Origin of the sequence: Agrobacterium vitis, assembly GCF_013337045.2 — a bacterium.
GTDB classification, from domain to species: Bacteria; Pseudomonadota; Alphaproteobacteria; order Rhizobiales; family Rhizobiaceae; genus Allorhizobium; species Allorhizobium vitis_B.
Genome location: NZ_CP118259.1, coordinates 135,968 through 151,679, shown reverse-complemented (window position 1 = coordinate 151,679; position 15,712 = coordinate 135,968). Strand labels below are relative to the sequence as shown.

General features: G+C 51.9%; 14 protein-coding genes and 4 pseudogenes. 4 read left to right on the top strand and 14 right to left on the bottom strand.

The window, feature by feature from the left end:
* Positions 1-7 precede the first annotated feature (7 nt).
* Entirely contained in the window at positions 8-166 is a 159-nt protein-coding gene (locus G6L01_RS00700; protein WP_156548777.1) for a hypothetical protein, read from the bottom strand.
* On the opposite strand from G6L01_RS00700, the gene G6L01_RS00695 reads away from it, so the two are divergent.
* Complete coding sequence (locus tag G6L01_RS00695) at positions 165-578, top strand: tellurite resistance TerB family protein (protein ID WP_070163628.1); 414 nt, start codon at positions 165-167, stop codon at positions 576-578. The genes G6L01_RS00700 and G6L01_RS00695 overlap by 2 nt on opposite strands.
* Positions 579-597: 19 nt before the next feature.
* Here G6L01_RS00695 and G6L01_RS00690 read toward each other — a convergent pair whose 3' ends face one another.
* Entirely contained in the window at positions 598-1,512 is a 915-nt protein-coding gene (locus G6L01_RS00690; RefSeq protein WP_081343959.1) for a transporter substrate-binding domain-containing protein, read from the bottom strand.
* 188 nt (positions 1,513-1,700) lie between these two features.
* Between G6L01_RS00690 and G6L01_RS00685 the strand changes: the two genes are divergently transcribed.
* The gene (locus G6L01_RS00685; RefSeq protein WP_337692698.1) at positions 1,701-3,500 is read left to right on the top strand and encodes a glycosyltransferase family 2 protein; all 1,800 of its coding nucleotides are present in this window, start codon (positions 1,701-1,703) and stop codon (positions 3,498-3,500) included.
* Between the two features lie 133 nt (positions 3,501-3,633).
* Here the strand turns inward: G6L01_RS00685 and G6L01_RS00680 are convergent.
* The 3 genes and pseudogenes from G6L01_RS00680 to G6L01_RS00670 form a co-directional block, all read right to left on the bottom strand.
* A pseudogene (locus G6L01_RS00680) lies at positions 3,634-4,414 on the bottom strand (IS5 family transposase).
* Positions 4,415-4,443: 29 nt separating this feature from the next.
* A complete protein-coding gene (locus tag G6L01_RS00675; RefSeq protein ID WP_070163631.1) occupies positions 4,444-5,058 on the bottom strand; it encodes an Imm42 family immunity protein in 615 nt (204 codons plus the stop codon).
* A gap of 71 nt (positions 5,059-5,129) precedes the next feature.
* Positions 5,130-5,382: pseudogene (locus G6L01_RS00670) on the bottom strand (transposase); the annotation flags it as partial.
* A 224-nt stretch (positions 5,383-5,606) separates the two neighbouring features.
* Here G6L01_RS00670 and G6L01_RS00665 point away from each other — a divergent pair.
* The gene (locus tag G6L01_RS00665; RefSeq protein ID WP_156584253.1) at positions 5,607-5,744 is read left to right on the top strand and encodes a hypothetical protein; all 138 of its coding nucleotides are present in this window, start codon (positions 5,607-5,609) and stop codon (positions 5,742-5,744) included.
* A 120-nt stretch (positions 5,745-5,864) separates the two neighbouring features.
* On the top strand, positions 5,865-6,905 hold the full coding sequence (locus tag G6L01_RS00660) for a hypothetical protein (protein ID WP_139190141.1): 1,041 nt from the start codon (positions 5,865-5,867) through the stop codon (positions 6,903-6,905).
* Positions 6,906-7,002: 97 nt separating this feature from the next.
* Here G6L01_RS00660 and G6L01_RS00655 read toward each other — a convergent pair.
* From G6L01_RS00655 to G6L01_RS00615, 9 genes and pseudogenes are all read right to left on the bottom strand, one after another.
* Positions 7,003-7,284 (bottom strand): annotated as a pseudogene (locus G6L01_RS00655) (IS3 family transposase); the annotation flags it as partial.
* Positions 7,285-7,300: 16 nt separating this feature from the next.
* Positions 7,301-8,377, bottom strand: a complete 1,077-nt coding sequence (locus G6L01_RS00650) for an IS110 family RNA-guided transposase (RefSeq protein WP_070163634.1) — start codon at positions 8,375-8,377, stop codon at positions 7,301-7,303.
* Positions 8,378-8,663: 286 nt separating this feature from the next.
* A pseudogene (locus tag G6L01_RS00645) lies at positions 8,664-8,893 on the bottom strand (DDE-type integrase/transposase/recombinase); the annotation flags it as partial.
* Between the two features lie 176 nt (positions 8,894-9,069).
* A protein-coding gene (locus G6L01_RS00640; protein ID WP_139190142.1) for an IS3 family transposase occupies positions 9,070-10,169 on the bottom strand; the annotation gives its coding sequence in 2 pieces (ribosomal slippage) (positions 9,070-9,917 and positions 9,917-10,169; 1,101 coding nt in all).
* Positions 10,170-10,362: 193 nt separating this feature from the next.
* Entirely contained in the window at positions 10,363-11,685 is a 1,323-nt protein-coding gene (locus G6L01_RS00635; protein ID WP_139190143.1) for a KpsE/RkpR family capsule polysaccharide export protein, read from the bottom strand.
* A 3-nt stretch (positions 11,686-11,688) separates the two neighbouring features.
* Complete coding sequence (locus G6L01_RS00630) at positions 11,689-12,780, bottom strand: hypothetical protein (protein WP_070163638.1); 1,092 nt, start codon at positions 12,778-12,780, stop codon at positions 11,689-11,691.
* A gap of 10 nt (positions 12,781-12,790) precedes the next feature.
* Positions 12,791-14,062, bottom strand: a complete 1,272-nt coding sequence (locus G6L01_RS00625; protein WP_139190144.1) for a KpsE/RkpR family capsule polysaccharide export protein — start codon at positions 14,060-14,062, stop codon at positions 12,791-12,793.
* A gap of 153 nt (positions 14,063-14,215) precedes the next feature.
* Positions 14,216-14,869 carry an ABC transporter ATP-binding protein gene (locus tag G6L01_RS00620; RefSeq protein WP_070164024.1) on the bottom strand — a complete coding sequence of 218 codons (654 nt, stop codon included), beginning with the start codon at positions 14,867-14,869 and terminating at the stop codon, positions 14,216-14,218.
* A complete protein-coding gene (locus G6L01_RS00615) occupies positions 14,866-15,678 on the bottom strand; it encodes an ABC transporter permease (protein ID WP_081343961.1) in 813 nt (270 codons plus the stop codon). Before G6L01_RS00615 ends, G6L01_RS00620 begins: the two co-directional genes overlap by 4 nt.
* Positions 15,679-15,712 lie beyond the last annotated feature (34 nt).

Genomic DNA, 15,712 nt, shown 5'->3' with positions numbered 1-15,712 from the left:
CCATTCCTCAATTTTTTGCAGGGGCCTGCTCAGGCAGAATGCCAGCCTCTTGAAACGGCTGATGGCAATCGCCATTCTTCAAGACGAACCAGTCTTCGGCCATATCCAGATGGCCCATAAGATAAGCCCGATACGATAAAGCAAATGACAGGAACAGAATTTCCATGATCCCCCAGGTGACCCTTCAGGATGCCCTGATTTTCGCAATGGTGATGACCTCGGCCGTCGACAATGCCATGGATGACCGGGAACTTGAGCGGATCGGCAATCTGGTCTCCAGCACGCCGGTCTTTGAAGGCTTCGATAAAAGCGCCGTCCTGGATGTGGCCCGACGCTGCGCGACCATGCTGGCCGGGCCGGAGGGACTGGACATCACCCTGGAAACCATCCGCGACGCGCTGCCGGAGCGGCTTTACGATACCGCCTATGCGCTGGCCGTCGAAGTCGCCGCCGTCGATCATACCGTTCTGCCGGAGGAAATCCGCCTGCTGCAATTGCTGCGTGATCGTCTTGGCCTGGACAAGCTGACCTGCGCGGCCATCGAGCGCAGCGCCATTGCGCGCTATCGCAAGCCATAAAACACCTGCTTGAGATATTTCAGTAAAATCCCTCGGCAAAATACCGGCGGGACAATTCGTCCAGCCTGCCTTTGCGTGACAGGGAGACCAGCGCATAATCAAAAGCGGCGGCCAGAAAGCCGTCTTCCTTGCGCACCATGATGGTCATGCCTTCGCCGAGAAACTGCTGCGATAGAAAAGGACCGCCGAGGAAAGCGCAGCATTGGGCGGATGAGGTGCTGGCCAGCCAGAAGGAGAGCTGCAATCCATCGGCAAAGGCCGCCTGGATTTTTTTCTGTTTCAGCGCCTCCATCAAAGCGGCCTGATCGGCAAAACCTACCGGCACGATCGCCGGGAAAAATGCCTTCAGCATGGCTTCCTGCGCCGTGCCGGTGACGATGCCGACCGGCTTTCCGGCCAATGCCGCAGGCGTATCGGCCTTGCCGAGAGTGTCACGCGGCACGATGAAACGGGCGGGCAACATCAGATAGGGTCTGGAAAATGCAAAATCCCGCCGCAATCCTGCCGTCACCGCCATGCCCGCCACCGCAGCATCGCCATGCTTGCTGAGCAGCGCGATCTCCATATCGGAAAATGGCACGGCCTGAACCTCGCATTTCGCCTCGACATCCAGTTCGCGGCAGATCTCCCGTACCAGATCGATATTATAGCCGGTCAAATGGCCGGTCTGATCGAGAAAACTGAAGGGTGGAAAATCCACCGTGGTCAGAAACCGCAACCGCAGCAGCACCGATAGATCCGGCTTCGGCAACCGCGCCCGCGCATCGAACAGGACCGGCACCGATTGCTCGGACGGAAGCGCCTGTGCCTGAACGGGCAAGGGTGCGAGACCAAGGGATAGAAAAGGCACCACACCACAGGTCAAAGCAGCCAATACAGTGATTGCCTTCATGCGCCCCTTGGTTTTCAGGGATGTAACTTTCAACCGGCTCATTATCATCGCTTTCGGGCAGGCAAATGGGGTGTGAGGTACGGTTATTGTTTAGCAAAGGAATCGCGGCGAGGAAACGCGCCGCGCCATTTTCACATATATCCTCTTTTTCATTTTCCCTTTCCGCGCCTGAACCGCCACTGCCGCAATCCTCCGTCGATCTGGTCGAACGGTTCGGCGAGGAAGTGCTGGTGCTGAAGCAACTTGGGCTTCCAAAGCCGCTCCTGTCGCGTCTCATTCACCAGGCGCTTGCCCATGGCACGTCAATAGAGCAGGAATTGCTGGCCACTGGCGACATGGAGGCGCAGGACTATTACGCGGCCCTCGCCCGGCATCTCGACCTGCCCTTTCTGCCGGTGCTTCCGGTGGAGCAGGTCCTCTATTCCGACCATATGGACAGCCAATTGCGCAAACCGGGCCTGTTGCGGCTGCATGACAAGGTCCGCGCGCCGATAACCGTCATCGTTCCCGAGGCACGGCAATTCCATGTCTTGAAGGAACGGCTCGCGCATGCCCCGGATTTGCGCGGATCGCTTGCCATCACCACGCCGAGAGCCCTTGCCGGTGCGATCTGGCAGGCTGGCGCCCGGCACCGCGTGGAAAAAGCCACGGCGCATCTGTTCGATACCGCACCACTGTCCTCGGCGCGCATGGTCTTGACCGGTAAACAAGGCTTCTGGCTAGGATCTCTGCTGACGGCAACACTCGCCGCCTGTTCCACCTTCGGTTATGACGCGCTGGCGGCAATGCATATTCTGACATCGCTGCTTTATCTTTGCATGCTCGCCTTTCGAGCCGCGACGCTCGCCTATCGAATCGGAGCGGCCGACCCTCCGCCCACCTTGCCCGCCTCGGTGGAGCTTCCGGTCTATACCGTTCTTGTGGCGCTTTACCGGGAAAGCAGCATGATCCCGCAATTGATAGACGGGCTGCGGCGGCTGGACTGGCCGGTTTCCAGGCTGGATATCAAGCTTGTCTGCGAAGCCGACGACCTGGACACGCTGGGCGCGCTGGCAGACGCCGACATACCAGCCCATATCGAGATCGTCCCGACCCCACCGATTGGGCCGCGCACCAAGCCGAAGGCGCTCAGCTATGCGCTGTCAGGCGCACGCGGCGACTTTCTGGTGCTGTATGACGCCGAGGATCGCCCGCACCCCGCCCAACTCAAGGAGGCCTATGCCCATTTCCTGTCCCGCCCACCCGAAGTGGCCTGCCTGCAAGCACCGCTGATCATCGCCAATGGCGATGAAAGCTGGATCAGCGCCTTGTTTGCGCTCGAATATGCGGCTTTGTTTCGCGGCACTCTGCCAATGCTTGCCTATCACGGCATGCCCTTGCCGCTCGGCGGGACATCCAACCATTTCCGTATCGAGGCCTTGAAGGATGTCGGTGCCTGGGACCCCTATAATGTCACAGAGGACGCCGATCTCGGCCTGCGGCTGTTCCGAGCCGGCTATCGCTGTGAAACGATTACCCGGCAAACCCTGGAGGACGCACCGGTCAGCAGCCGCATCTGGATGGGCCAGCGCAGCCGATGGTTCAAGGGCTGGCTACAGACATGGCTGATCGTCATGCGCGAACCGCGTATCGCCTGCAAGGAAATGGGGGGATCGGCCTTTGCCGTCTTTCATCTGATGATTGGCGGCATGCTGCTATCATCGCTGAGCCATCCCGCCCTTCTGCTGTTCCTGACCATGACCGTCTACAGCATGGCCAACCCGCCTGCCACGGGCATTCCCCTGCGCGACCTGACGGTCTTCTGGATCGACCTGGTGAATATTCTCGGCAGCTACCTGATTTTCCTGGCACTTGGCCGTGCCGCCATGACCGAATTCGAACGCCGCCGCATCGGCAAACGCTACCTGTTCATTCCGATCTATTGGCTGATGACATCCGTGGCCGCCTGGCGGGCGATGATCGAGCTGAAAACCAAACCGTTTTTCTGGAACAAGACCCCGCATGCACCAAGAGGCGGCGAGCGAAACTGAAAAGTGCAATCCTAGAAGGATATTATTTAGCCGGCACCTGGATCGACTGTGAAGCCTGCCGCAATGGACAACCGCAGACAATTCGAAAATAGAAAGTGAAGGCAATCATAACTCTCACCCAATAATTTGAAATTTAGGTCCTGTTGACAAAGTATGGCAGCCATATCTTTGCGGCTGCCAGGGCAAGGAATGCTGAGAAGGATTTTCGCGTCTTATCGTATCGGGTCGCAACCCGACGGAACTGCTTGAGGCGGTTGAACATCCGTTCGATGCGGTTTCTATCCTTGTATGCTCGGAAGTCGCAGGCAGGTGGGTTCTTGCGGTTGGCCTTCGGCGGAATGACTGGTCTGATCCCATGGATCAGGAGTTCCTCTCGCAGGAAATCGCCGTCATAACCTTTGTCAGCAAGGAAAAGCCTCGGCTTGCCGACTGGTATCGCCAGCAGGTCCGGAACGGCGTTGTAGTCCGAAGCCTCCCCGCCTGTCAGAACGAAGCCAAGAGGGCGGCCCTGACCGTCTGCGCGGGCGTGGATTTTCGTCGTAAAGCCGCCGCGTGATCGACCAAAAGCCTCCTGATAGGTCCCCCTTTAGCGCCCGCAGCCTGAGAGTGGCCGCGAACCGTGGTGCTATCGATCATGTGCTGCCAGTCATCCGTCAGCCCAGTTCAACGAGGGTCTCAAGCAGAGCGTCCCAAACGCCTTGTTCGGCCCAACGGCGGAAGCGCACATAGACCCAATTCCATTTTCCGTAGCGCTCATGCATGTCGCGCCAAGGGCATCCGACCCGGAGAACATGCAGCATGCCGTTCAGGTATCGTCGATTATCGTGGGAGGGACGAGACTTGCGCCCATGCTCTGCTGGCAGGAGGGGTCCTACGATCCGCCATTCCGCATCACTCAAATCGCCACGTGCCAACGCCACCTCCAAAAAGCAGCGTTGAATCATTATTCAGTCGATTTGGGAATCCAACCTTCAGTAGCAGGCGAGCGATCGGATTTCGCCTGCAGCAGACCTGTTCGCTCTATAGCGAATAATGTCTTCCAGCCAGAAACAATGGCGTAGAAAAGGTCGGCGTCCATCCATTCTTCAATGATGGTTTGAGGAGAATCGTCAGGCTCTTCCGTATTCAAAAACGCGATAATGCGCACGCGGCCGTCCACATCGAACTGCAGAACGTGGCTTCCATCATCAAAGGCCTCGTCCCCATCCGGAGCCCATATTGCCCCACTGGATTGTAGGGCATCGACAAATTGGTCCTGCGAAAGTCCGAAGTAATCCGTGCGTGCACTATCTCGATAGAAAGCATCGAGGTAAGCTGTAGCAACCTCAGTGGCTGGAACATGGAGCGGGATAGGAGGCACATGCATTCCCCGCCGTCGCAACCTATGTTCAACTTCGTTGAAAGAGCATCCAAGCATGGACGCATCGGGTTGCCTGACTCCAAACGCTCGCCCACCGACGTGGATTACGAAATAGCCCAAAGCTAATTGGGAGACGCTTTCCACCGCTTCCGTGATCCCGCTTTCGATTGCGAAAATGCGGTGGTCGCCCACTATCATCGGTTACCCTTATGCCTCAATTCCCAACTGGGCGATCAAGACTATCCAGTCGAGACTTTGTCAACAGGGCCTAGAGCCTCCTTGAGAAGCTCGGTCTGCATGCTCATCTCGGCATACATCTTCTTGAGCCGACGGTTCTCGTCCTCCAAAGCCTTCATCTGGCTGATCATAGAAGCGTTCTTGTCGCCATACTTGGAGCACCATTTGCAAAAGGACGCAGTACTCATCCCGTGCTCCCGGCATAACTCAGGCACAGGAACGCCACCTTCTGCCTGGCGCAGGATGGCAAGAATTTTGCGGTTCGCTGAATCTGCTCGTCTTCATCAAAATCTCCTCGACCATATTGCCGAGAATTTTCTACTTTTGAAGCCCGTTAATTGCCGGGATGATTACCACGTCACTATCGGCAGACATCCTATCACAGCTAAAAAGGCGCTTGCAAATTTGCTATTTAACGACGTTATTACGTTCAATGGCATTATACGCGACGAATGTCTCCACGAACCCGTGTTCTCATCGCCGGCATGATTGCCGACGGAAATCACAGTATGGAAGGAGAACGACAATGGAAACAGACCGCACTCATCGTTGGGAACATCACGCCCGGCGAATTCGCACTGAAGATAGCTATGGAAAAAGAGGCGATAAGAGGCCAGGTTAAAACCAAAGCCTCTCCTGAAAAATAAAGGGAAGTTGATTTTCAGCTCAATTCTGCAATACACCGGCCATTTGACATAATTGAGATTTCAGATGTAAGGGCTGGTTAAGCGTCTTTAATCGCTAGGATTAGGGGGACTAATTTCGGGATGTCTTTGGATTCAAGTTATAGAATAGACGATATGCTCGTCCAAGCGAGGATTGATACACCACAAGAGGCACTGGTTTGGCCGGTTGTGGAATTTCATGGGTGGGTGGCGTTTCTCGGCCAAAGGGATAGTTTCGGTATTTATCTTAACGATGATAAAGTCGATGACATACATTTGGTCACTCGGTCGGATGTAGAGCAGGCCCTTGGGGCTGGCTGGAGCGCGATTGGCTGGCATGTGGTCTGTGATATCGGGCAAAGCGCCAGAGATAATGGTCATGCTATCGTTTTTGATGTCCGGGTCAGAACGCAAACAGTCGCCCAAGGTCACTTCCGGTATAAGGATCGGTTGGAAACCACAACACAGCCTCTGAAGATCGTATTACATATGCCAAAAACCGGCGGGACCAGTCTTCGCCTGGCACTTGAAGAGCATCGACAGAATCTATTTTTGCTGCCGCTTTATCATCGCGATTTTTCGCAGATCAAAAACTTGTCTTCACTCTCAATGGATAGGTTTGATGTTGCTTATGGTCATGTTCGTTACGGAATTCATGATCAGATTGCGCGGCCTGTCACCTATATGACGGTTCTCCGCAATCCCTATGATTTCGTAATTTCATTGTATTTCTTCGCTAAATATGTGCAGCGTGACCATAATATGTTGGTTGCGGAAAATATTGTCGATGCTGTGAATACTGTGAAGAGACTGGAATTCGATAACTTTTATACACGGACAATTGCTGGTGTCAGCCCTGAAGCACCGGTAACGGAAGAAGATTTGCAAACAGCCATTGAGAATATTGATAAACATTTCTCCTTCATTGGGTTGGCGGAACGGTCGCGTCAAAGTTTTCAAATGTTCAGCAAAATTTTCGGACTTCCACTGAGGTACAGAGAAGAAAACGTCACTCCGGATTTGATTGAGCGTGAGCTCATGGATTTTAGGGAGGTCAACCACGAAATCAGAAAATGCATCAATCTTGACTTGATTTTGTACAAATATGCCATCAAGAAATTTTGGCAAATGGATCTTGCATGATGCGCTCACGTGCCCCCAATAAAAGAAAATGCCAAACTGAAGCGGATCGTCACCGATCTCTCTTTGAATAGCCCCGAGTTTCGTAGACACCCTCGGGTTACGTTTTCTGCTGTTTCTCGAACTCGACAGGCGACAGCATCCCGTTCCTTACGTGCTTGTGTTTCGGGTTGTAGAACATTTCGATGTAATCGAACCCGTCCTGACGGGCTTCGTCACGTGAGCGATAGAGCCTGCGGCGTATGCGTTCACGCCTCAGAAGGTTGAAGAAGCTTTCTACGACTGCGTTGTGGTGGCAGTTTCCACGACGGCTCATGGAGTGAACCAGATTGTGATGCTTCAAGAACGAGGCCCAGTCCATGCTGGTGAACTGCGAGCCCTGGACGCCCTTCTAAGAGTCAAGCCGCAATTTGGCTTTGGTTGATTTCCCTGTGCCGCCGCATGATGATGGCGAAGACTTCGCGGGCAATGTAGCGTTTGAGGCAACGAATAGCCTCGAGCTTCGAATTTCCGGCTGCGATCCGTCGGGCGACGTAGTCCTGCGTGCGTGCCTCCAATCGAAGCCTCCCGATGGCGATGATGTGGATGGCGCTGTTTGCTGCGCGATCCCCACCCCTGTTCAACCTGTGCCGGACCGTTTTCCCGGAAGAAGCGGGGACTGGGCTAACGCCGCACAATGCGGCGAAGCTCGCCTCGGACTTCAACCGGTCAGAGTTATCGCCCGCCGTGAGCAGCAACTGCGCCGCACTGTTCACGCCGATTGCGGTTTGAGCAAGGAGTTCAGGAGCGAGATCCTTGACGATAGCCTCAATCATGTCGTCGAGGTCGGCGATCTCGTCATGGAGTTCGAGATAACGCCGCGCCAGAGACTTGAGAGAGATGCGGTAGGCTTCCTCGACCTGGCGATACGCAGTGAGGTCAGGTCTACCGGCTGCGAGCGTACGGATCAATTGCATCCGCGTCATGCTGCGTAGCGGATCGCGGATTTTGTCCGGTGCGCAGACGATGGTCATCTGGATCATCTGCAGGGCAATGCGGCGCGCCTGAATAGCGGTTTTGCGGCAAACCCTTAGGACGCGTAAACTTTCTACCATGCCGTCCCTGCTGCGTGGCGTTACGGTGTGCCGTCTCGCAAAGGCTGCGTGGGCCGCACTTTCTGCGTCGAAGTCGTCATTCTTGCCGCGCCGGCGGCGGTCGAGTTTGTCAGGTGCGGTGACCTCCAGAATCTCGACACCTGCGGTTTGCATGTAGCGCAGCAACCCCGCGCCGTAGCTGCCAGAGCATTCGATCCCGACCCGCTGGAGTTCCCCGAATGATCGCATCCAAGCCAGCATCAAGCGATAGCCGTGTCGGGTTGTCGGGAAGCTCTCGGTACCGAGAACGCGGTCGCGATGATCAACGACTGCCGCGACATGCAAGTCCTTGTGTGTATCGACGCCACCAATGACGTGAGTTTCTGCTCGGTGTTCAGCCATCTAATTGTCCTCTCCTGCGGCATGAGAATTATTTGCCTGAAGGATGCGGGGACAGGACAGTCATGGGACCTGAGGGTCATGCCCTTCTTGGGTCACCGTAGCACCTTCGAGGCAAGACCTCACCGCAGGGCGTTCCCGGATGATCGACAGGTCCGCGGAAAGACACATATTGGGTCGATCGGAATGAGGGTCAGATCATACCGGGAAGCCATGCGGCACCAGCCCAGAGGATGGTCAAACGGTGTTTGAGTCAAACCACCTGAAAACTGGTATCAATCATATGACTATCCGAATGGACCACAACCTGACCCTTTGGCTTGCGTCGCCAAACCGCCATGAGCAAGGCCTGCAGCACGACATAAGTGGTTTGCCGGCTCTGCATTGACCAGCCAATCACCCGGCGGGAATAGAGATCGATGACGGCAGCAAGGTAGGCGAAGCCCTCGCAGGTCCGGATATATTGCCGGGACGACGCTTGTAACCGATTTCAGCCTTGATCCCAGCAAGCCGTGTCATACCAAGTCTCGAAGATGCTCACGCATCCTCGACTTGAACAAATTGAAAATATCTCAAATGCGTCAGAGGCTTGAGATATTTTCAAAAGGAATACGAGGAGTCATTTTCAATGACTCCTGACCTGAGACCCAATTTCCCTCCAGTTTTCGGGAGAGTCTTTGGTTTCCAATCTGGCCTCATGCGGCCAGTTTTTCCATAGCCATTTTCATTGCGAACTCGCTGGGCGTGATGTTGCCCAGCGACGAGTGCGGTCTGTTTCTGTTGTAGTCCTCGTTCCATGCGGTGATGGCGGCTCTGGCCTGAGTGAGCGACGAGAACAGGGTCTCGTTGAGGCACTCGTCGCGAAAGCTGCCGTTGAAGCTTTCGACGAAGCCGTTTTGCATCGGTTTGCCCGGTGCGATGTAGTGCCATTCGACCTGGGTCTCCTGGCACCATTTGAGGATGGCCATGCTGGTCATCTCCGTCCCGTTGTCCGAGACAATCGTCCTCGGCTTTCCGCGTCTAGCGATGAGACTATCCAGTTCGCGAGCAAGCCTTGCGCCTGACAGGGATGTATCGGCGACCAGGCATAGGCATTCGCGGGTGAAGTCGTCGACGACGGCCAGGATCCGAAAGCGGCGACCGTCGGTGAAGGCATCGCTGACGAAGTCCAGGCTCCAGCGCTCGCCCGGACGCGACGGCAAAGCCAGAGGACGTCTCGTGCCCAAGGCCCGCTTTCGGCCGCCACGCTTGCGCACCGTCAGCTTCTCCTCCCGATAGAGACGCCGAAGTTTCTTCAGGTTCATGACAATCCCCTGTCGATCAAGCATCACGTGGATACGGCGATAGCCGAAGCGACGCCGCTCCGACGCCACCTTCTTCATGGCCTCCCGAATGGCCGCATCGTCAGGCCGCACACTGCGATATCGTATGCTCGACCGATCCACAGACAGAACCTCGCACGCCCGACGCTGGCTCACCCCGTGCTGAGCACAGACGTGCACCACCGCATCCCGCTTCACATCGGGCGTCACCATTTTTTTGACGCGACATCCTTCAGGATCGCGTTGTCCAGCATAGCTTCGGCCAAAAGCTTCTTCAGCTTGGCGTTCTCATCTTCAAGTGCCTTCAACTTGCGGGCATCGGACACGTCCATCCCGCCATACTTCGCCTTGTATTTGTAGAAGGTTGCATCCGAGATGCCGTGCTTGCGGCAAACATCGGCCGTCTTCGCACCCGCTTCCTGCTCCTTCAAGATCCCGATGATCTGCTCTTCCGTGAACCGTGAACGCTTCATTCGTCCGTCTCATGCTTGTGACGGACTCTACCAAAATTTGGAGGAAGTTTAGGGGCGCAGGTCATGCCGATAATCTGTTCGCCCGTGAAACGATTGCGCTTCGTTCCTCTGGTCCTCTCAATGGGCCAGAGCTTACCTCAAAATGGATTATCTCAACGGGGCAAAGTCAAAGCAAGGTCAAGTCAGTAGAACATCATTCACTATCTTTTATCGCAGCTATGGCCAACGACATGATAGACCAGGTTATAAAACAAGCGAAAAAGACGAGGGCCATATTTATAAATGGCTGCGGATAAAGCGCCTCTTCGGGCAATAATGGCGGCACCACGACCACTACATAGAGTTGTTGTTTGCTAAGTTTACGGCGTGCTTCTTCGAAGCTAGTATGAGCCAAAGTGTACATCTGCTCGGCAAAAGTTTGGCGTAGCTTAAGGATTTCGAACTCTTTAAGCTGTTGCGACACTGATAAGGGTTGATCCGGAGCCGTTAACAATCCCTTTAGATTTTCGATTTGTGAATTGATGACCTCCAACTGAGTTTTAGCATATCGATCACCCGGACGATCAGTCGCTCCAGAAAGGCTTGAAGAAGCTATACCTGTTTCAAGCTCTATTTTTTTTAGAGATAAAGAAGATGTCAGTGACATAATCTGCTTTGCCGTTTCCACCGGATCAAGAGAGTTGATTTTTTGTTGGAAAGCCAGCATTTCAGAGCGGGCATCTGCCAACTGGCCGATGCTTCTATCTACTTCTTCTTTTGCACGGTTGAGAGCGTCCTGACGGTTCCTCGACGAAATCCGATTAATTAAATTTTCGCTACTTTTGAGAATAGAAGACGACAAATCATAAGCATCCTGTGGAGTATACGCTTCCACCTTCAGTGTTAAAATATTAGATTGCGTATCAACAGAAGCTTGTACGTGGCTGCGCCAATAGGACCAAAGTGCTTCAAGATCAATTGAAGAGCCTAATTTTGACAACCAATCCAGCGTCGGGCGGTTGTAGAATTTCTCCATCGTATCTCGCCCGCCAACATCTAAAATTACCGCGCGGCTCTTGAGATAGTCTAAAACAATCAACGTGTCTTGAGCCGTTCCAGATGATTGAGAAAGACCAAAACTGCTGAGAATTGACGATGCAGTACCACTTAAAGAGGTGCCATTAGTTTCCGGATCGATCGCTTGGCGGACCGTCATCTTGGTCTCAACCACGTAAATATTTGATGCCCAAAAAGCAGAAAAAATCAAAGTAGCAAAAGACGGAAGCACAACAAATAACAGGAATGAATAGTAAAAAAATCCTCCACGCCCCGTTGACGGTACAGATGGATAGACGATACGAGGAACATTGCTATCGCTGATAGGTCGCCGCATTAACCGAGCAGGCAATATGGCGAGAACCCGTCCAATAATTTCGTTCGACTGAATTTCCTTTTGATCGTGCTCTTGGTCTGACACATCGGGTGCACGAGAACTTAGATATGTGATCCTGTTACGGAACCTGTCTACGATTTTCATTGTTCAGGCTATCCCGCCACGAATTGAATCTTCGCTTGGTTGAACTTTACAGTTATTTTCAATGGCAGCTTCAACGGCTTCTCGGACAAACGAATACAACGCAATATCCTCATCCAAAAGATCGCAGGCAATGCCGATACCCGCTAGTGTGGCAGCCAAATCTCCGGTAAAAGGCAAAAACTTCAACTCGACCCCCTCAAAGATTGGGGCGCCAAGCAAATATGAAGCGGATGTAACATATTGCTCAAAACGCGGACGAATACCTACTAGATTAAGCTTCGCCAGATTATCCAACGCAATGCTTACATTGCGCCGTTGGAGCTCTTCGTCTGGTGATGCCCCAAAGGCATAGGTTACAGGAGACCTCAATAATCGCCGTTGCTCGCGCGTTAAACCACGCAATGAAGATAGAACCGACTTCGGATTTCCGAAATCCATATCCTTAACCAATGGAAGCAGAACGTTATATTTTTCAATCAACGGCATTGACGATGCGCTCGGAGGATGATCAGCCATTCTTTTGAGAAAAATAAATTTCTCCGCCATCTCCTCAAACGGATCTCGAAGCAACGTTATTGCCTTAAACCCCGATTTCTCAATTATATCCGATAATCTTGTCCAGTTTACATCTCCAGACACAACAACAGATTGAAAAAAATTTCGACCGAGAACAGAAGACACGGTTTCAAGAGAAAACCGTTCAATCATTGGGTAGCGAATTGCGAAAAAATCCATAAGAAGATGCATGGACCTCATTTGCGGCAAAAGCCCGGTGTCAATTATAATTAGTTTCTGCGCTAGATGCCGATCTGGATTATATCTAGCGTAGAGCGGCAGCCCAGTTGTTGCCTCCCTTAAAACGAATTCGCTTAGACTAGACAAATCTGGAACAATTTGCTCGTCAATGTGAAAACCGGCCATACCCGTTGTATGTATTCCGATATCCTGTAGATCTCTCCGAAAAACATTTGATTTGAAAATTAGATCTTGACGACCGGCCACGGAGAAACGAAAGACGGGGATGTCACTTGGATTATCAAGAACCAACCAACCACCGACTGTATTTCCCATATCAGTGTCTATATTGAAAAGCATGATTATCCGCCTATGCCATATGGTCCCGTACGAGTGTCGCAAGACCGGCAAACGCGGACCAGATCAACAGAGAAATTGCAACGGTTATGGAGAGAACCAAACCTCTTTTAGGATAGTTTGATTCCTCTACCAAATTCGGAGTAATGTAAGGCACGAGATAGGCCTGCTGTTGCTGTGATGTAAGGCGTACTTTTTCAAACTCAGCAACAGCCGAGGCATATTCCTCTTGTGCAATTTTGAGCTCTAGTTCCTTTTGGTTAAGTTCCAAAGCACGTTGAGCAAGATTTTGATTTGGGTCTTTTATGTTGATTGCCCCACCGGCAATGCTGTTTTCGTATTGCTGGATCTGATCCTTGAGTGCCGACGCGCGATTCCTCAATGCTATTACCTGAGGTGCTGTTGCGCTCCCAACTTTCGTCATCGCAGCAATATCTTGTTCTATCTTTGAGAGATTTAAGCGCAGTTGCGAAACAACGTCCGCATAGGCTTTGGCGGTTATGGTGACATCGAGCACACCAGCAGAATTGCGTGCATCGCGCAAACTGGCAGTCGCGCGCTCCAATTTCTCTCTGCTTAAATGCATCTCGTCTTCAGCCCGGCCGAAAGCATCGACCTCATTGCGATGCGTCAATTTATTAACCATACCCTCTGACAGCTCGAGAATCGCATTGGAAAGTGTAAGGCTATCATTCGGTGAAAAGGTTCTAATTTTCATTGTCACCAAACCAGACGTTCGGTTGACCGACACGGAAACGTGACTTTCCCAGAATTTGAGGACCTTTTCGCGTGAACTGTCAGCTGGTAACTCTGCAATAAAATCGCGCGTTCCAGGGGAGAACATCTTTCGTACATCGAATTTAGAATTGAGAGCGTCCAACATTGCGCCACTACTGACGTAGTCGGCAACGATTAAACCGTCTTGTCCTTTTGTGCCACTCAGAATGCTTGAGATGCTAGCCATTCCCTCCAGGCTTGACTGCTGAGAGGAACTAACCACAAAGCGAGATTCTGCCACATATTGATCTGCAGCAAAAAAATAAAGATAAACTGCCGTTATGAACGTCGGTATTATAAAAATGAAAACGCAAGATCCTACCAACAAAGCTTTGAATATTTTTTCAGAGCGTCGAGCTCGAAATCCACCACCGCCTGAGCTTATAGGCTTCGGAACACGCGCGCGCCGAGCAACTCGCCGCAATTCAATAGAAATTGCTGCCGCAAAGACCTCGCCATTGATGACTTCTGATGTGTCATTGGCTTTTGGATGGGTGAGTTCGCTCATATCTCTCAGTTTTGTTTAATGACAGGTTCCAGTAGGTTTGCATAACTGCGGAACTTTACGTTTGCCAAACCAGCTTCGCTACTGTCCACTAAGGTCCGTCGATTGACCTAATTGGTGATATTTAATGCGGCAAAACGACGGCCATACCACAGGTTACTGATTGAGCTTTTTATATATCTCAATAGCGTCATCGACATTCGTGAACTCATGCATCACGCCATGCGCGAGCACAATAGCCCTGCTACAATAATCCCGAACAGTATCCATAGAATGTGATATCATGATGATATCAGACCTTGCGCGCCGTTTAGCAAACTCCTCGTGGCACCTGGCTTGAAACCGCGCATCCCCCACCGCCGTGACCTCATCTATAAGGTAGCATTCGAAATCAATCGCCATTGACAAACCGAACGCCAAACGCTGAGCCATACCCGATGAGTAGTTTTTATAGGGCTCATTAATGTAAGCCCCAATCTCCGCAAAGTCCTCCACAAACTCGACTGCCCGTTTCGGCTCTTGGCCATATATTTGAGCAACAAAACGGATATTTTCTTTTCCGGTCATCTCTGGATGCAATCCAGCCCCAAATCCGAGTGGCCAAGATATACGCGATGTACGCCGAATGGTGCCTGAGTTTGGAAGCTCGGTACCAGCAAGCAAACGCATTGTGGTTGATTTACCAGCACCATTTATCCCCAATATGCCGTAGGATATCCCCGGCCTCAAATCGAGAGATACATGATCAAGTATGATCTTCATTCCTCCTTTTATTCGATAAAATTTGAAAACGTTCGACAACTTGATCATGACGACATCAATTTCCCGCGCAAAAATCGTTCGCCTGTCAATCCTAAAAACAGCAGGAAAGTGGAGAACCATAAAAGATATGCCTTAGAAAGCATATCATCACCGTACCCCTCATAGTAAGCCGACCTCAGCCATTCAACACAGTGCAAAAGAGGATTAAACCAGATAATTGCACGCACCTCAGGCGAAAACGTCTGGGGCAACGCAAACGTTCCAGAAGATGCGTACATTATTAAAATGCAACCGATAAAAATCGCATTCCACATCTTAAATAAAGTAAAGCAAACAGTATTCAAAACACCAAAACATATAGAAAAATATACAGTCGCCAAGAGCGAACTTGCCCACAATGCGACGTTAGGTGGCACTATATCAACTCCAAATGCATACAACGTTATACAAAAAATTAAAACAACAGTAAAAGCCGTCAGAAACTCAACAACTGCCCGAGCGACAATCATATCAATTGGCCTTATTACTGGAAATAGAAAAAGAGATTTATTGCTATCAATTGCAAAACACATCATACGGGCTGGATAAAGACACAAGATGTAAGGAATTACTCCTGTCGCAACGAAAACTGATGGTTCCGTTCCAAGAGGCATCACCCGGTTTGCCAAAGAAACCATGCAGACGATTACAGTCAGATGAACGAGTGGCCACGCGATTGCGATAAGGTATCCTAAATGGGATCTACCGAAACGCGTCCGCATATCCCGCAGAATAAGGGCCCCTATAACTTTGCAGCGCGATTTGATTTTTTCAACGCCTAGGCGACGCTTCGTCTCGTTCAGTTCGTCTGCTAGCATCAGAATCACTCTGTCCGTTCAGTCAAGCTTTAAC

What these genes read in the sequence shown, in the direction of transcription:
- G6L01_RS00635 (WP_139190143.1), bottom strand. Translation starts at nt 11,685, where the DNA reads ATGAAAATCGTAGACAGGTTCCGTAACAGGATCACATATCTAAGTTCT.
- G6L01_RS00690 (WP_081343959.1), bottom strand. Translation starts at nt 1,512, where the DNA reads ATGAGCCGGTTGAAAGTTACATCCCTGAAAACCAAGGGGCGCATGAAG.
- G6L01_RS00625 (WP_139190144.1), bottom strand. Translation starts at nt 14,062, where the DNA reads ATGAGCGAACTCACCCATCCAAAAGCCAATGACACATCAGAAGTCATC.
- G6L01_RS00695 (WP_070163628.1), top strand. Translation starts at nt 165, where the DNA reads ATGATCCCCCAGGTGACCCTTCAGGATGCCCTGATTTTCGCAATGGTG.
- G6L01_RS00630 (WP_070163638.1), bottom strand. Translation starts at nt 12,780, where the DNA reads ATGCTTTTCAATATAGACACTGATATGGGAAATACAGTCGGTGGTTGG.
- G6L01_RS00675 (WP_070163631.1), bottom strand. Translation starts at nt 5,058, where the DNA reads ATGATAGTGGGCGACCACCGCATTTTCGCAATCGAAAGCGGGATCACG.
- G6L01_RS00700 (WP_156548777.1), bottom strand. Translation starts at nt 166, where the DNA reads ATGGAAATTCTGTTCCTGTCATTTGCTTTATCGTATCGGGCTTATCTT.
- G6L01_RS00620 (WP_070164024.1), bottom strand. Translation starts at nt 14,869, where the DNA reads ATGATCAAGTTGTCGAACGTTTTCAAATTTTATCGAATAAAAGGAGGA.
- G6L01_RS00615 (WP_081343961.1), bottom strand. Translation starts at nt 15,678, where the DNA reads ATGCTAGCAGACGAACTGAACGAGACGAAGCGTCGCCTAGGCGTTGAA.
- G6L01_RS00660 (WP_139190141.1), top strand. Translation starts at nt 5,865, where the DNA reads ATGTCTTTGGATTCAAGTTATAGAATAGACGATATGCTCGTCCAAGCG.
- G6L01_RS00665 (WP_156584253.1), top strand. Translation starts at nt 5,607, where the DNA reads ATGGAAGGAGAACGACAATGGAAACAGACCGCACTCATCGTTGGGAAC.
- G6L01_RS00650 (WP_070163634.1), bottom strand. Translation starts at nt 8,377, where the DNA reads ATGGCTGAACACCGAGCAGAAACTCACGTCATTGGTGGCGTCGATACA.